The organism is Planomonospora sp. ID67723 (genome assembly GCF_015711605.1).
Lineage (GTDB): Bacteria > Actinomycetota > Actinomycetes > Streptosporangiales > Streptosporangiaceae > Planomonospora_A.
Genome location: NZ_JABTEZ010000004.1, coordinates 305,273 through 318,405, shown reverse-complemented (window position 1 = coordinate 318,405; position 13,133 = coordinate 305,273). Strand labels below are relative to the sequence as shown.

The following is a 13,133-nucleotide window of genomic DNA, read 5'->3' as shown; positions in this document are numbered from 1 at the left end:
AGGTCGCTGTACGTTCGAAGGCCAGCCCGGACCTCCCGCGACGCGCTGAAAGCAGCCACAGACCGTGGCCGTACAGTGCCAGCATGAGACCGCCTACAGCGATCTGCCCTGCCTTGACGATCTGGAGCGCGCCCGCCGGATCTGCGAAGTGGGCAGTAGCTCGGGGTTTTGAGGATCGAGGGCTGGAGCGGTGCCTGCCGCCGTTCGAGCTGAAGGCGGACAGCCCAGGCGGCGGTATTTGCCGGGGGCCATGCCGTACTCGCGTTTGAAGGCATTGGCGAAGGCGAACTCCGAGCCGTAGCCGACGGCTCCGGCGATTTCGCTCAACGCGGCGTCGGAGTCGCGCAGCATGCGCGCGGCCGTGCCCAGCCGCCACCAGGTCAGATAGGTCATCGGCGGCTGCCCGACGAACTGGGTGAACCGGCGGGAGAACGCCGCGCGGGACAGTCCTGCGCGGCGGCCGAGCGACTCGACCGTCCACGGGTGGGAAGGGTCGCGGTGGATGCCGTCGAGCGCGGCGCTGATGGCCGGGTCGGCCAGCGCGGCGGCCCAGCTGTCAACCTTGCAGTGATCCATCGAGACGTCGAACCAGGCACGCAGGATGTACAGCAGCAGCATGTCCAGTAGCGCCGACACCACCATGTCCGCGCCCGGCCGCGGGTCCTCGATCTCCTTGCCGAGCAGCTCGACGGCGGCGCGCAGCTCGGTGCTGTGCCCCAGCCTGGCGGGCAGATGGATCATCTCGGGCAGCCCGTTGAGGAGCGGATGCGCCCGGCCGGAGTCGAGTCGGTAGCCGCCGCAGAGCGTCACGGTGACGGGCCCGGTGCCCTCCATGGAGGCTGAGGCGAACAGCTCGGCGTGGGCATAGGGGTCACAGTCGGGCTCCGCGATGGGCCTGGTGGGCGAGTCGGCCAGCGCGTAGCCGTGTCCGTGGGGGAAGAACAGCACGTCGCCCGTCCCGACCGGGATCGGCTCACCTTCCGGCGGGATCGCCCAACACGAGCCCTGCAACACCACCTGGAAGCCCGCCGAGCCAGGCGCTGACGGAAACCGCTGCCCCCAGGGTGCCGGCCACTCGACACGCGCCGACCGCGGCGTGCCCGTGCGCATGGTGGCGACCACATCGCTCAGCACATCCATAGCGTTAGTCTAAACCAGAAGACGATTACGTATAAATCGCAGACAGAAACGCATTGGACGCCTCACTCCAGGCTCATACGGTTGACGGTATGAGAAGAGTCCTGATCAGCGGAGCGACCGGCACGATCGGCCGTCCACTGGTGAACCAACTTCAAGACGCGGGCGCCGACGTTCGCACGGTGACGAGGGAGCTGACCGACCCGGTCGCGCTGAAGGCGGCTCTCGACGGTGTCGACACGGTGTTCCTGCTGTGGCCGTTCGCCTCGGCCGAGGGCGCCCGCAAGGTGCTGGAACTGATCGGGGCACGGCGGGTGGTCTACCTGTCCTCGGCCGCCGCCCGCCCGCACGAGGTCGAGATCGAACGCCTGATCACCGAGACCGCCCGGGAGTGGACGGTGCTGCGCCCGCACGCGTTCGCGGCCAACACCCTGCGGTGGGCCGAGCAGGTCCGCGCAGGCGTCGTGCGGCAGCCGTACGGCGACGCGGTCTCCTCCCCCGTCCACGAGCGGGACATCGCAGCCGTCGCGGTGCGCGCGCTGCTGGACGAAGGGCACCACGGCGCGGTCTACACGCTGACCGGACCCCGGCCGCTGACCCAGCGGGAGCAGGCGCGGGCGATCGGCGCCGCGATCGGCCGGCCGGTGCGCTGGGAGGAGGAGCCTCCAAAGGAGGCCAGGCTACGGCTGCTCGGGCTGGGATGGCCCGCGCCGGCTGTGGACGAGATGCTGCGCGGTCTCGCCGAGCCGGGCCCGGCCACCGGGACCGTGGAGGAGATCACCGGAGCGCCCGCGAGCACGTTCGAGACGTGGGCGAGCGAGCACGCCACGGATTTTCTCGGCACCATGCGGGCCGCCCGCATCCACGAGTACGGCGACGCGTCGGTGATCTCGCTGGACGAGGTGCCGGTGCCGAAGCCGGGGCCGGACGAGGTGCTCATCAAAGTGGCCGCCACATCGTTCAACCCGTCGGAGGCCGGCCTACGGATGGGCCTGCTGCAGGACGTGCTCGGCGTCACGCTGCCGCACACGCTCGGCTGGGACGTCGCGGGCACCGTGGTCACCGGGGCAGGTGACCTTGCCCCCGGCGATCGAGTGATCGGGCTCATCGACGGGGCGGCGGCCGAGTACGCGGTCGCGAAGGCGAGCATGCTGGCCAGGGCACCGCAGCGGATCCCGCTGACGGACGCGGCCGCCGTGCCGGTGGCCGGGCTCACCGCGTGGCAGGCGGTCTTCGACCATGCCCGCATCGGCCGTGGCAGCCGGGTGCTGGTCAACGGCGCCGGTGGCGGTGTCGGGCTGTTCGCCGTGCAGTTGGCCAAGCATGCGGGCGCGTACGTGGTGGCGACCGCGAGCCCACGCAGCGCCGCTGCTGTACGGGCACTGGGCGCCGACGAGATCGTCGACTACACCATCGCTCCCCTGCCGGGCGGCAACGACGTACTGATCAACCTGGTGGCCGACGTGCCTGCCTCAGTGACGGAACTGGCCGAGGAGGTCGTCTCGATCACCCAGCCGATCGAGCACCCGCGCGCCGTCCAGTTCGTGGCCCGCAACGACCCGGGCCAGCTGGGCGAGCTCGTGGCGCTGATCGACAAGGGCGTGGTGGACGTCAAGGTGGACACTCGCCCGCTGGAGTCCCTGACAGACCTGCACCGCGCCGCCGAGCGCGGCCTTACCCGCGGAAAAGTCACGCTGAAGGTGGAGAAATGATCAAGATTGGCATCATTGTCGGCAGCACGCGGCCGGGACGCAACGGCGAGGCCGTCGCCCGCTGGGTCCACGACCACGCGGTCAGGCGCGGCGACGCGCACTATGAGCTGGTCGACCTGAAGGACTACGACCTGCCCCACCTCGACGAACCGCTCGCCGCGGCCACCGGGGTCTACGAGCACCCGCACACCAAGAGGTGGTCCGACACCATCGCCGGCCTCGACGGTTTCATCTTCGTGACGCCGGAGTACAACTACTCGACCACCGGCGTGCTCAAAACCGCCATCGACTTCCTGTTCACCGAGTGGCACGACAAGGCCGCGGGTGTGGTTGGCTACGGCGTCAGCGGCGGGGTGCGGGCAGCCGAGCACCTGCGGCAGGTGCTCGGCCAGGTCAAGGTAGCCGACGTCCAGGCGGCCGTGGAGCTGCTGATGCACACCGACTTCGAGGACTTCACCACCTTCAAGCCCGTCGCACACCAGGAGAACATACTGAGCAACCTGCTCGACCAGGTCGTCTCCTGGAGCAAGGCGCTGCGACCGCTGAGAATGTGAGGTGCCGCAGTACCTCGGGGGCAGCCATGGTGTCCGGGGCGACGGCCCGCGAGGCGTGCACCCGTCACGACGCCCGTACCGGACGGCCTTCGCTGGGCCGCAGATGATTGGGATGGCCTTGAGCGGGCGGGCAGGCCGGCACGCCCGCCTGACTTGCCGGATCGCCAGCGCGCCGAGTCGGGGGACGACTGGGGCGTTTGCTTATCGGCTGCGCCAAGCAGGAATTCCTGCGCTCCACGGTCGCACTGCGGCCATTCGCCAGCTCGCCCTTCAGGCTCCGCCCGCGGTCGTCGCCCGAATGCTCGGCTACCATCACGTCCACATCACCGCGCTGGCCACAGAAGCCGGAAGCCCGTGGTCCCGTGGGCTGCCTTCGCCGATCTGCTCACGGGCAGGACCATGATGGAGTGGCCGCCGTCCAGGGTGTAGCCGTACCAGCGTTCCAGCTCGTCGGGCAGCTTCCCCGGGTACGTACGGCCTTGCGCCTGCATATGGCCGAGGCCGCGGAGGATCGCTTCAGCGGGGTCGACGGCAGACATCGGGACCAGCTCTCGTCGGGAGGCTGTAGTAGTCGCCAGGGTAGACAAGACGTACGGCCAGCGGGCCCGGTTCGGTGTCGGTTGCCTACGCGGGTTCGCTCAGTCGTTCGACCGGCCCAGCCAGCGGGTTGATTACCGCTTAGAACTTGGTGGTGGCGTCAGTGATCGCGACCTTTCTGATCTGCTCTGGAGTCATGCTTTCTATGTTGCGAAGGTCTGCACCCTCTAGATGAGCACCACGCAGACGGGCGCCATCCAAGTTGTCCTTGGTCAAATCAGCGCCCCGAAGGTTTGCACCCTCAAGAATTGCGTTTTTTAAATCTACATCAACCATGTGTGCGCCCATTAGTTTTGACCCAGCCAAGTTCGCCTCCTCCAATATAGTTTCACTGAAATCCGGCTCTTCCAAGTTCGCCCCTCTTAGATCCGCCCTATATAGGGCGGCGCCAATCAGGATAATACCTGTCGAGCGGATCCCTTTTAGATTCGCATGGGACAGGAAGGCCTGATGAAAGTTTGTTCTGTCTAGGGTTGCATAAGAGAGATCCGCCCCAGAGAGATCCGCCCAAGCGAAGTTGCCACGGTCCAACGCGGATCTTGCTAGAGCTATCTGCGGCATGTGCGCATGGGGGAAGGTGACTTCCGAGAAGTCCGCTCTGATCCCAGTGATGTTGCTGAGGGTTGTTGTACGGTCAACCGCGGCTCGTACGTCGATCGGGATCTTCTCGTTAACAGCTTTCCCTTCGGCTCGGCTATGACATAGCCTATTTTTCCTTGAGCAGAAGTCGCCGTTACGAACAAAAGCCGCCAACACATCTTGGATGGTTTTTCTGTCGCGGGGCGAGTCGACGGAAATGCGCTCCAGGGCGTACACTCCCCCGAGTCGGACTTCATCGGATTTCGAGCCAAGCTGTTCAACCGCCTTGGTGTATCGATCAGTAATCTGAGTCTGGCGAGTGGCCTCCAGTGTGCCCGCCGTATAGACCAAACCGTAAGCGGTAAAAACAACGCTCAGGAGGATGCCAATCGTAGTTATTATCTGAAGTGGCATATGCCAATGTGCTTGGTGTATTTCTTGGCGTTCTTGTGGGCCCAGCTTGTCGAGTTCGTCTCGGGATGGCGGTGTGACTGGCCGCAGCCATCGCGGGGCTCTCCAACGACGTCGAGGAGATACAGCCCGAGGGGGATCTGAGAGACTCTCTGCCGGGACGACGAAGAGGACCTCTTGGGTCCCTTCCGGGGGAGTATCCATATCCGGACAGTACGCATCCCGTGGCGGTATGTCAGGAGAGTGCTCCGCGGAAGCAGGATCGCGCCATCCCGGTGATGGCAACGCCCAACCGCTCAACGGTACAACTCTGGAGTTATTTCTCGCTTGGACAAGGCTGGTGCCACGACCGCTAGAAAGGGGGCCTCGCCGCGCGGGGTGTTTCCCGCCGCTTGCGGGCTCACCGCAGAGGCCGGGCCTGGCGCAGCTGATGCGCCAGCTCGGTGAGGTCGGCGTCGGTGACGGCGAACCCACCCGCCCGGGCGGTGAACAGCACCTGGCGCAGCCGCTCCACCGCGGGCGGGGCCTGCGGCAGGCCGATCTCCCACTCCCCCGTCTCATCGTGCTGCAGGGTGTAGCTGCCGCGCTGGCAACTGACCGTCCATGGGGTGATGCTGAACAGCTCGAAGGGGACCGTGCTGATCGACTGGCCGGCCTCCAGGTCGGCGTCGGCCTCGGCCAGCGCGGCGGCCGGGATGCGGGAGATGACGGTCGAGCGCCTGGACTGCGTGACCGTCCACAGCAGCATCCGCGCGGGCCCGTCGGTGCGGGCGGATGCGGGCAGCGCCCGCGCCAGCGCGATCAGCTCCCGCAGCCGCAGCGGGGCGGCGAAGGTGTGCGTTCGGGTGATCACCCAAAACCAGAACAGCAGCATGATGACCGCTGAGATGGCGGTGGGCGGCAGCCGGGGTTTGTTCCAGGCGATGGCGCCCGCGATCGAGGCCGAGGTCACCAGGACGGCCACGGCGATGATGGCGGCCAGCGCCCGCCCGCGATAGGGATGCACTGATTGTGACCTTTCGCTCGCAGAGAGGCAGAGCGTAGCCGAGTCGTTCCCGCAGGGAAAACGAACCAGCGATCTCCGTCCGCAGGACAGGAGCTACCGGCCGCTCTGGCAACAGGACACGCGCCGTCCATGCCGGGCCGCGCCCCGATGCCGCCGGCCGTGATGGGAGGCTGAACCCCATCCAGCCGACCACCAGGGGGAATCCAGCATGCGCGTAACGCGGTTCGAGCCGTACCTCATCGAGCTGATCCGCTCCGATGGCGCCGCCATCGTCAAGAGCGCGGAATCGTTCGCGGCCGCCGCCCTGAGCGAGAAACCCCACGGCGTGCGGCTGGAACTGGCCACCGGCGCCCAGGTGGGTGCTGCAGCTGGTGGGCACCGCTCCGGCCGGAGGTCACGCCAGCGGCGCAGATGAGCGCATCATCGACGGTGCGGTCCTGGAGCCGGTTCCCGCGGCCCCGCTGCCCGAGGCTCCGCAGGTCCGCATCTAGGACGTCGAGAACTGGCTGGTGGCCCTGCTCATCAACGCGGCCAGCCCACAGATCGCCGGCGTCGGCCCGTTCACCGGCCAGGCCCACCGCTACGGCGTCCACGTGCGCTGCCACAGCGGCGCCGGCTGCATCATCTACTTCCTGTATGGCCTGCGCGCCGGGCAGCGCCCCGGAGCGCACCCCGACTACCAGGTGCCCGAGATCATCTGACGGCGACGAACTGTGACCACCAGCGATAGTTGTCACTGACGGGCGGGCTGAGCTGGTGCCCAACGACCGGTTCCCAGCGCTAGTTGTCACCCCCTCCCAGCGGTACCTGTCACCTACCGCGGCTTGCCAGCGTTGTTGTCACCACCGAGTAGCAGGCTGACCAGGTGATTCGCGCCAGAGGCGCTCGGAGGTGTGGACCGTGGTGACAACTATCTCTGGCAAGTGACAACTATCGCTGGGAGTCACACGAACGCGGCACCGGCCGCAGCGCCGACACACCCACCCCGGCATAGAACACGTGATCGATAAAACGGTAGAGTCGGCGCATGCCCGCCTCCACGCTGCTGCCGGTGCCGCCGCTGGTGCTGTACGGCAGGCGGCCGGTGTTCCTGCGCGGCCGCGAACCCCTCGAGGGTCAGCTGTGGGCGCACCTGTGCTGGATCATCCCCGCCGACCCGGTGACGGACGCACCATCCATCATCGAGCAGCGCCTGCCGTATGCGGATGTGGCCGAACTCGACGGCCAGCCCTACGACCAGCTTCCCCACCGTCCGGGAGCGCTGCTGACGCTGCCACCACTGGTCGCCTACGGCGGACAGATAGTCCTGCTGCGCGGCTGGCGGCGCGCCAGTGGTTCGTGGTGGGCGCATCTGGCCCGGCTGACCGTTAGCCAAAGCGCCGGAGCGCGCCGCGCGACCTTGGACGATCTACATGTCGCCGCCGCCGAGGTCATCCCGTTGCCGGGCCAGGACTACCGGCGGGTGCCGCGCGAGTACCACGCCCACCCGTGGCCGGCGCTGCTCTCCTTTGTTTCCTGGGTTGCCGGGTTCGGTCGCTACGGTCGCTGCCCGGCGGCGGCTGCCGTCAGCTCCGCCAGGACCACGCCGACCCGGGCCGCGGCCTCCCGGACCTGTGCGGCGCCTGCGGGATCCGGTGGCAGCTCCCGCAGTTGCCCGGCCAGCAGGCCCAGATGCGTCAGAAACCGCTCGCAGGCGTCGACGGCAGCACTCACCGCGGCGGGAGCGGCATCAGGCAGACCGGGGAAGGGATCATGGGGGGTCACGGTGAGCTACGCTACGCCGGCCAGCGCAACCAGGTCGGCAGGTCGAGCCGATTCGCGTCCGATCCTTCGCGGCTTCGAGATCATGCCAGACGGCAGCCAGGGTGCGCTTTGTGGCCGCGGCGCATGAGCGGTCTTCGCCCATTAGTCACCGTCGGCCCGCTACCGTCGCCTGCTCCTCACTCTCCTGTCGTGGACGGGGAGCAGGCGGCCCCTGCCGCAGCCGCCTTCCGGGCCGACGCGGCAACCTCTGCCTGCGATCAGCTCTCCCCCAGCGGCTGCAGCCAGCGGGCCGGGACCCGGATCGCCACCGCCACCGGCATCTCCGCCGCCCGGCCGTCGGCGCCGTACCACTCGCCCCGCACCCGGTAGGCGACGCCGCTCTGCAACCCGAAGGCGTCGACCTGCTCGGGCGTGAGCTCGACCTCGATCCGGCCGGAGTCGACCACGCGCAGACCCTCCACCATCGGGATTCCTGCGAGAACCACCGCCGTGGCGGTGACGGTCAGCTCGAAGGCCGCGCCGCGCAGCCGGCTGCGCACCGGCCAGGGAACCGACACTGCCACCACCGTGTATCGGGGCCGGCGGCAGTACGTGTGGAACAACGACCGCGACAGCGCCTACCTGCTGCGGCCCAGCGGACAGGTGATCGACTCCTGCTCCTACAACTCCACCCGCGTTGATGCCATCTCCTGCCTATAAGCGGCGCACCGGAGACGTTGGCATAAAACGCTGACCCGGCCGGCGCACTATCGGCGCGGCCGATGGCCCGGTCATGGCTGCTCCGCCAGGATGCGGTTCAGGTGGTAGTCCAGGGTGCGCCGCACGTCCGCCCAGGTGCGGCGCCGGTTCAGCAGATCGATTCCGAGCCCGGTCACACCGCCGACGAGCAGGACCGCCTCCCGGGTCGCGTCGATCGAGGGCCGGACTCCGGCCGCCGTGATCAGAGCGGCGACCAGGTCCTCCAGCGGGCTTCCCTCGTGCAGGAAGACCGCCGCCAGCACGGGGTCGGTGAGGCTCCGCGCGTAGTAGGCGGTCATCACCCGCAGGCTCGCGCGGCGCTGCTCGTCGAGCGGGAGCAGCTCCTCCAGGGTGGCGCGCAGCAGCACCCGCGGGTCGGACGCATCGGGCAGCGCCGAGATCCGCTCCCGGGCCCGGCGCTCGTTTTCCCGGTGCAGCATCTGCAGGGCGGTGACCAGCAGGTGGTGCTTGTCGGTGAAGTGGTACTGCACCACCCGCGGGGACACGCCCGCCTCGGCGGCGATCTCCCGGACGGTGGCCATCTGCAGGCCGCGCTCGGCGGCGATCCGCCAGACCGCCTCGGCGATCTGCCGCTGGCGGCCGGCTGGCTCCGGGGCGGTGGGGGCCGGGACCGGCGGGTTCTTGCGGGACCGGTACGCGCGGGCCTGACAGGCGCGGGAGCAGTAGACCGGGCGGCGGCCTCGCGTGGACGGCCGCACCGGGCCGCGGCAGACCGGACACCTCGTTTCATCACGCATATTCCAAGCCTATCCACATCATTATCGTGACGAATTACATCTTATACCCTTGATGCCAGGAGATTTATGATGATGTTATTGATACGTTCGTATCTCGATGGGAGTGATTGTGGACGAAGGCTGGTATCGGCTGGCAATGCTTGTCACGCTCATCGCGGGGGTCTGGGAGGGGCCGATGGCGATCATCTTCCGCGTGTTCACCGATAAGGGCCCGAACCCACTGGTGGCGGCTAACTACCTGCCCGCCCCGTGGTGCTACGTCGTCGCCGTCGCGGCGGCAGCCATCGCGCTCGCGGTGATCGCGGTCCTGGACACCCGACACAAGAAGGCGATGTCCGCCGCCGAATGATCCCGCGACAATTCCGCGCCCGGGGTACCCACCAGGCGCCGAGCAGCGTGGCGGTGGGTGCCCGGACAACACAGATCCACCACGATCACGCGAGGCGTCGGCCGACCGTAGGACGCGCATCGAAGTCGGCGGCGACGGACTGAGGAGATCGCGGCAGGTCGTTGATCGATAACGGCGAGGTCTCTGGTGGATGATTTCCGACCAAGAAGAACCTGAATACCGGAGACCTCGTGGCCACCTTAGCGGTGACGAGGCGGTTCGACCTGACCGATGCACAGCGGGCGGTACTGGAACCGCTGCTGCCTGCGCCGAAGCGCTCAGGGCGACCGTCGCTGTTCAGCAAGCGGCAGTTGATCGACGGGATCCGCTGGCGAGTCCGGGTCGGCGCCCCCTGGCGCGACGTGCCCGACTGCTACGGGTCCTGGCCGGCGACAACGGCGAAGGACAGCTTCAGCAGATCGAACAGCCGGGCCAGGGAGATGCCCTTCGGGCCGACTGGAGTCAGGACCGGGAAGCCGAGTAGCCACAGCGCGCCGATGAACAGGCCGGTGCTGAGCAGGACCGTCCCAGCCAGGGCGAGGGCGAGTACGGGCCCGATGCGGGCCAGGCGCAGCCCTTCACGGGAGGGGGCGTGGTGGGGATCTTTTCGGGTGGGGCGGGGACCGCTTCGTCTGGCTTCGCCACGGAATCCACGATGGAGGAACGACTGGCGGCGTACCAGCGGTTCCGGAGCGGTAGCTCCACGGCTACCGCACCCCGGCGGAGGTCTACGCTGAGATCTTGAACAGCGGTGATGCGTTGATCCTTTGAGACCGCCGTCGTTTGTCGACGCTCCAAACGACAGCGTGCTCAGCTGAGGTTGAAGGCGACCAGCAGGTACTCCGCGGCTGAGCCGCTCAGCCGGTATCCGGGGTGCGGTCGGCGGTGATGCGCCACCGCGGCGGAGCGACTGCGGCGAGCTCGGCCATGAAGGCAAGCCGCGTCCGCTCCGCATCGACGCCGGAAAACAACACGGTGGTGTAGTCACCAGCGTGCTGGATCGCGTGCACGGCGCCGCACCGCGCCGCCAGGCCGGGCAGCTCGGTGTAGACCAGGTCCAGCTCGGTGAGGTCCTCGCCGTGGACGATGGTCACCGGAACGAGTCCGGAGGCAGCCAGCTCAGCCTCGGCCACCGCCGCGTGCGCGTACATGCCGAGTCGACCGAGCAGGCCGACGAAGTCGGCAAAGCCGCTGATCAGCATCTGCGGTCAGCCGCAAGTCGATCACAAGAGACCGCCGCGATCATGCGGCCATGCACATGACAGCCACCCGGGCGGCGCTGCTGCTCGCCCTGAGCGCGGCCCTGACCCTCCCGGCCACCGCCCCGGCCAGCGCCCAGGCCGCCGCCCCGGTCAAGAACACCGACTTCAACGGCGACGGCTACAACGACCTGGCCGTGGGCAGCCCGTTCTATCCCGGACCCGCAGGCAGCGCCCACTCCGGCCTGGTCACGGTGCTCTACGGCGGCCCGAACGGACTCGCCGGCCATGAGAACTTCCGGCCCACGCCGCAGTGCTTCAGCGGCGTCGGCCCGCGGGGGGCGCTGCCCTGCACCGACTGGGGCAGCGACTTCAGCGCGGCCGACCTCGACGGCGACGGCCGCACCGAGCTGATCTCCGCCGGCGGTCGCGGCATGCGAGTTCACGCCTGGAAGCCGGAAGGCGTTTCGACCCGGCATCTCACCGATCTCGCGACCGGAACCTACCTGGGCGGGCTGAAGGCCGGCCGGGCCGACAGCGACCCGAAAATCGACATCGTGGCCGCCTGGAAGAGCGGCTACACCTCTCACCTGGGTGGTTGGTACAACGGCGGGCCCTACGAGCAGGCCCCTCTCCTGCCCGGCCGGCAGCCTCTCCCCCTTTCGACGGCCACCGGCCTGCTCAACGGTGATGACCTGCTGGAGATGGTGACCGTCACCACTTTCGGTGACCGCGACTACTTCCTGTGGTACATCGGCGACATCCGCAATCCCTCGGCCACACCGTACGTGATGGGCTCACCGGCCGGCTGCGGCTCGAGCGCCCCCACCGCCCAGGCCTGCCCCCAACGCGACTCCAAACTGGCCATCGGCAACGTCAACGGCGACACCTACGACGACGTGGTCATGGTCACCCCCAGCACCGGCACCATCAACGTCTTCTACGGCTCCAAGTACGGCGCCGGCATGGCCGCCCCCGGCTACACCGCCCGGAACCTGTCGTGGCTGTCCGACCTGCCTGAAGATTGGATGACCGTGACCGTGGGCGATGTCACCGGCGATGGCGCCGCCGAGATCGCCATCGGTGCTCCGGCGGCCATCGTCTCCGGCCACCACGATGCGGGCCTGGTCGCCCTGGTGCCCGGCTCGAAATCGGGGCCGCAGCCCGCCGGCGTGCGCATCATCAGCCAAGACGGTGACAGTGCCGATCCGGTCGCCGACCCGGTGCCCGAGCAGTCCGCAGCCGACGACGGCTTCGGCGGGGCCGTGGCGATCCTGGACGTCACCGGCGACGGCAAGGGCGAGCTGCTGGTCGGCGCACCGGGCAAGAACACCAGGCGCGGCATGCTGACAGTGCTGCCCGGCACGGCCACCGGCGCCTTCCCCGCCGCCCAGATCATCCACCCTCACACCGTCGGAGCCGTCGAACCCGAAGCCCGCTTCGCCTCGGCCCTGCCCCGATGACACCACCCCGATGACGCCACCCCGATGACGCCACCGCGGTGAGGCACCCTCGGTGATGTGGCCGAGGTGAGGTCGCTACAGCCAAGGCGGCAAGAAAGAATCGGGGGCGCCGGCTGCGGCGGACGGGGGCAACTGCCCCGTCACGCTCGGATGGAGCGCCGCACGCCGCGCCGGTGCGCCAGCTGCGGAAGGCCTCTCTCGGAGGGGTCCAGGTCCTCCTGGCGGTACTGCTCGTCGGCCTGCCGCGCCGGACAGTGGCGTAAGGTCAAGCGCGGCCGCGAGGCCTACGCCGCGGCGATGGCCGAAGTAACCGCCTTGGGCAGCTCTGCTGCGGATCGACCGGCCGGGAGCTGCGCGCTCAGCGGCCCGGTGCTCGGTGTGGGAGACCGCCTGGTATGTGAGCCTGCACAAGCGCAGCGATGCGCTTTATTTTTCAACCAATCTGCAGTGCTCTTCAAGCTCCAAAGGATTGCGCGTATCGACTTCTCTGTCGCATTCGATTGTCTGCGCCGGCTTAAGTGTAAGTATTACCCCTTGCCCGAAAGGGATTATCAAGGCGAGCAGAAGCCAGAAGGACGCTATGCGCCATCCGAGGATGCCACGGTAGGCGCAGACCGCCGCCAAACCTAGAATCGCAGACAGGAAAAGCATCCAGACTGCCGCCATTGTAAGCCGAGGGGATCCGTCGGGAATATACCATCCGGTAAGACCTGCGACAAAAAGCGAACAGGAGAAGAGGAACCCGGCCACCAGGATGGCAACCAAAAGACGGATTCCAAATTTCCCCTTGAGTGAATTTTTCAACCTATCTCTCCTTTATGTCCCTG

General features: G+C 67.9%; 17 protein-coding genes. 9 read left to right on the top strand and 8 right to left on the bottom strand.

From position 1 onward, the window contains the following. Nucleotides 1-93 precede the first annotated feature (93 nt). Nucleotides 94-1,140, bottom strand: coding sequence for an AraC family transcriptional regulator (locus tag HS041_RS28175; RefSeq protein ID WP_196443861.1), 1,047 nt, complete (start codon nt 1,138-1,140; stop codon nt 94-96). Nucleotides 1,141-1,229: 89 nt separating this feature from the next. On the opposite strand from HS041_RS28175, the gene HS041_RS38730 reads away from it, so the two are divergent. Further along, nucleotides 1,230-2,849: an alcohol dehydrogenase catalytic domain-containing protein gene (locus HS041_RS38730; RefSeq protein WP_230879831.1), complete on the top strand. Its 1,620-nt coding sequence runs from the start codon at nt 1,230-1,232 to the stop codon at nt 2,847-2,849. After that, a complete protein-coding gene (locus tag HS041_RS28165; RefSeq protein ID WP_196443860.1) occupies nt 2,846-3,403 on the top strand; it encodes an NADPH-dependent FMN reductase in 558 nt (185 codons plus the stop codon). The genes HS041_RS38730 and HS041_RS28165 overlap by 4 nt, the downstream gene beginning before the upstream one ends. A 323-nt stretch (nt 3,404-3,726) precedes the next feature. Here HS041_RS28165 and HS041_RS28160 read toward each other — a convergent pair whose 3' ends face one another. The 3 genes from HS041_RS28160 to HS041_RS28150 all read right to left on the bottom strand — a co-directional run bounded on the left by HS041_RS28160 (nt 3,727) and on the right by HS041_RS28150 (nt 5,996). Next, complete coding sequence (locus HS041_RS28160; RefSeq protein ID WP_196443859.1) at nt 3,727-3,942, bottom strand: hypothetical protein; 216 nt, start codon at nt 3,940-3,942, stop codon at nt 3,727-3,729. Between the two features lie 139 nt (nt 3,943-4,081). Then, nucleotides 4,082-4,993 carry a pentapeptide repeat-containing protein gene (locus tag HS041_RS28155; protein ID WP_196443858.1) on the bottom strand — a complete coding sequence of 304 codons (912 nt, stop codon included), beginning with the start codon at nt 4,991-4,993 and terminating at the stop codon, nt 4,082-4,084. A gap of 397 nt (nt 4,994-5,390) precedes the next feature. Beyond that, the gene (locus HS041_RS28150; RefSeq protein WP_196443857.1) at nt 5,391-5,996 is read right to left on the bottom strand and encodes a hypothetical protein; all 606 of its coding nucleotides are present in this window, start codon (nt 5,994-5,996) and stop codon (nt 5,391-5,393) included. A gap of 208 nt (nt 5,997-6,204) precedes the next feature. Here HS041_RS28150 and HS041_RS28145 point away from each other — a divergent pair, with 208 nt between their 5' ends. The 3 genes from HS041_RS28145 to HS041_RS28135 all read left to right on the top strand — a co-directional run bounded on the left by HS041_RS28145 (nt 6,205) and on the right by HS041_RS28135 (nt 7,887). Continuing rightward, nucleotides 6,205-6,411 (top strand): hypothetical protein, encoded by a 207-nt coding sequence (locus HS041_RS28145; RefSeq protein ID WP_196443856.1) that lies wholly within the window; start codon nt 6,205-6,207, stop codon nt 6,409-6,411. Between the two features lie 94 nt (nt 6,412-6,505). After that, nucleotides 6,506-6,697 (top strand): hypothetical protein, encoded by a 192-nt coding sequence (locus HS041_RS28140; protein WP_196443855.1) that lies wholly within the window; start codon nt 6,506-6,508, stop codon nt 6,695-6,697. 326 nt (nt 6,698-7,023) lie between these two features. Next, the gene (locus HS041_RS28135) at nt 7,024-7,887 is read left to right on the top strand and encodes a hypothetical protein (protein ID WP_196443854.1); all 864 of its coding nucleotides are present in this window, start codon (nt 7,024-7,026) and stop codon (nt 7,885-7,887) included. A gap of 130 nt (nt 7,888-8,017) precedes the next feature. Here the strand turns inward: HS041_RS28135 and HS041_RS28130 are convergent, their stop codons facing one another. Further along, nucleotides 8,018-8,317 (bottom strand): hypothetical protein, encoded by a 300-nt coding sequence (locus HS041_RS28130; RefSeq protein WP_196443853.1) that lies wholly within the window; start codon nt 8,315-8,317, stop codon nt 8,018-8,020. Nucleotides 8,318-8,327: 10 nt separating this feature from the next. On the opposite strand from HS041_RS28130, the gene HS041_RS39510 reads away from it, so the two are divergent. Continuing rightward, nucleotides 8,328-8,459, top strand: coding sequence for a lamin tail domain-containing protein (locus HS041_RS39510; RefSeq protein ID WP_255530090.1), 132 nt, complete (start codon nt 8,328-8,330; stop codon nt 8,457-8,459). Between the two features lie 71 nt (nt 8,460-8,530). On the opposite strand, the gene HS041_RS28125 is transcribed toward HS041_RS39510, so the two are convergent. Next, entirely contained in the window at nt 8,531-9,256 is a 726-nt protein-coding gene (locus HS041_RS28125; RefSeq protein ID WP_196443852.1) for a TetR family transcriptional regulator C-terminal domain-containing protein, read from the bottom strand. A gap of 109 nt (nt 9,257-9,365) precedes the next feature. On the opposite strand from HS041_RS28125, the gene HS041_RS28120 reads away from it, so the two are divergent. Both HS041_RS28120 and HS041_RS40515 read left to right on the top strand, forming a co-directional pair. After that, on the top strand, nt 9,366-9,605 hold the full coding sequence (locus HS041_RS28120) for a hypothetical protein (protein WP_196443851.1): 240 nt from the start codon (nt 9,366-9,368) through the stop codon (nt 9,603-9,605). Between the two features lie 230 nt (nt 9,606-9,835). After that, nucleotides 9,836-10,381 (top strand): transposase, encoded by a 546-nt coding sequence (locus tag HS041_RS40515; RefSeq protein ID WP_196443850.1) that lies wholly within the window; start codon nt 9,836-9,838, stop codon nt 10,379-10,381. A gap of 120 nt (nt 10,382-10,501) precedes the next feature. Here the strand turns inward: HS041_RS40515 and HS041_RS28110 are convergent, their stop codons facing one another. Continuing rightward, the gene (locus tag HS041_RS28110; protein ID WP_196443849.1) at nt 10,502-10,846 is read right to left on the bottom strand and encodes a hypothetical protein; all 345 of its coding nucleotides are present in this window, start codon (nt 10,844-10,846) and stop codon (nt 10,502-10,504) included. 50 nt (nt 10,847-10,896) lie between these two features. Between HS041_RS28110 and HS041_RS28105 the strand changes: the two genes are divergently transcribed. After that, the gene (locus HS041_RS28105) at nt 10,897-12,306 is read left to right on the top strand and encodes an FG-GAP and VCBS repeat-containing protein (RefSeq protein WP_196443848.1); all 1,410 of its coding nucleotides are present in this window, start codon (nt 10,897-10,899) and stop codon (nt 12,304-12,306) included. 426 nt (nt 12,307-12,732) lie between these two features. Here HS041_RS28105 and HS041_RS28100 read toward each other — a convergent pair whose 3' ends face one another. Continuing rightward, the gene (locus HS041_RS28100) at nt 12,733-13,110 is read right to left on the bottom strand and encodes a hypothetical protein (protein ID WP_196443847.1); all 378 of its coding nucleotides are present in this window, start codon (nt 13,108-13,110) and stop codon (nt 12,733-12,735) included. Nucleotides 13,111-13,133 lie beyond the last annotated feature (23 nt).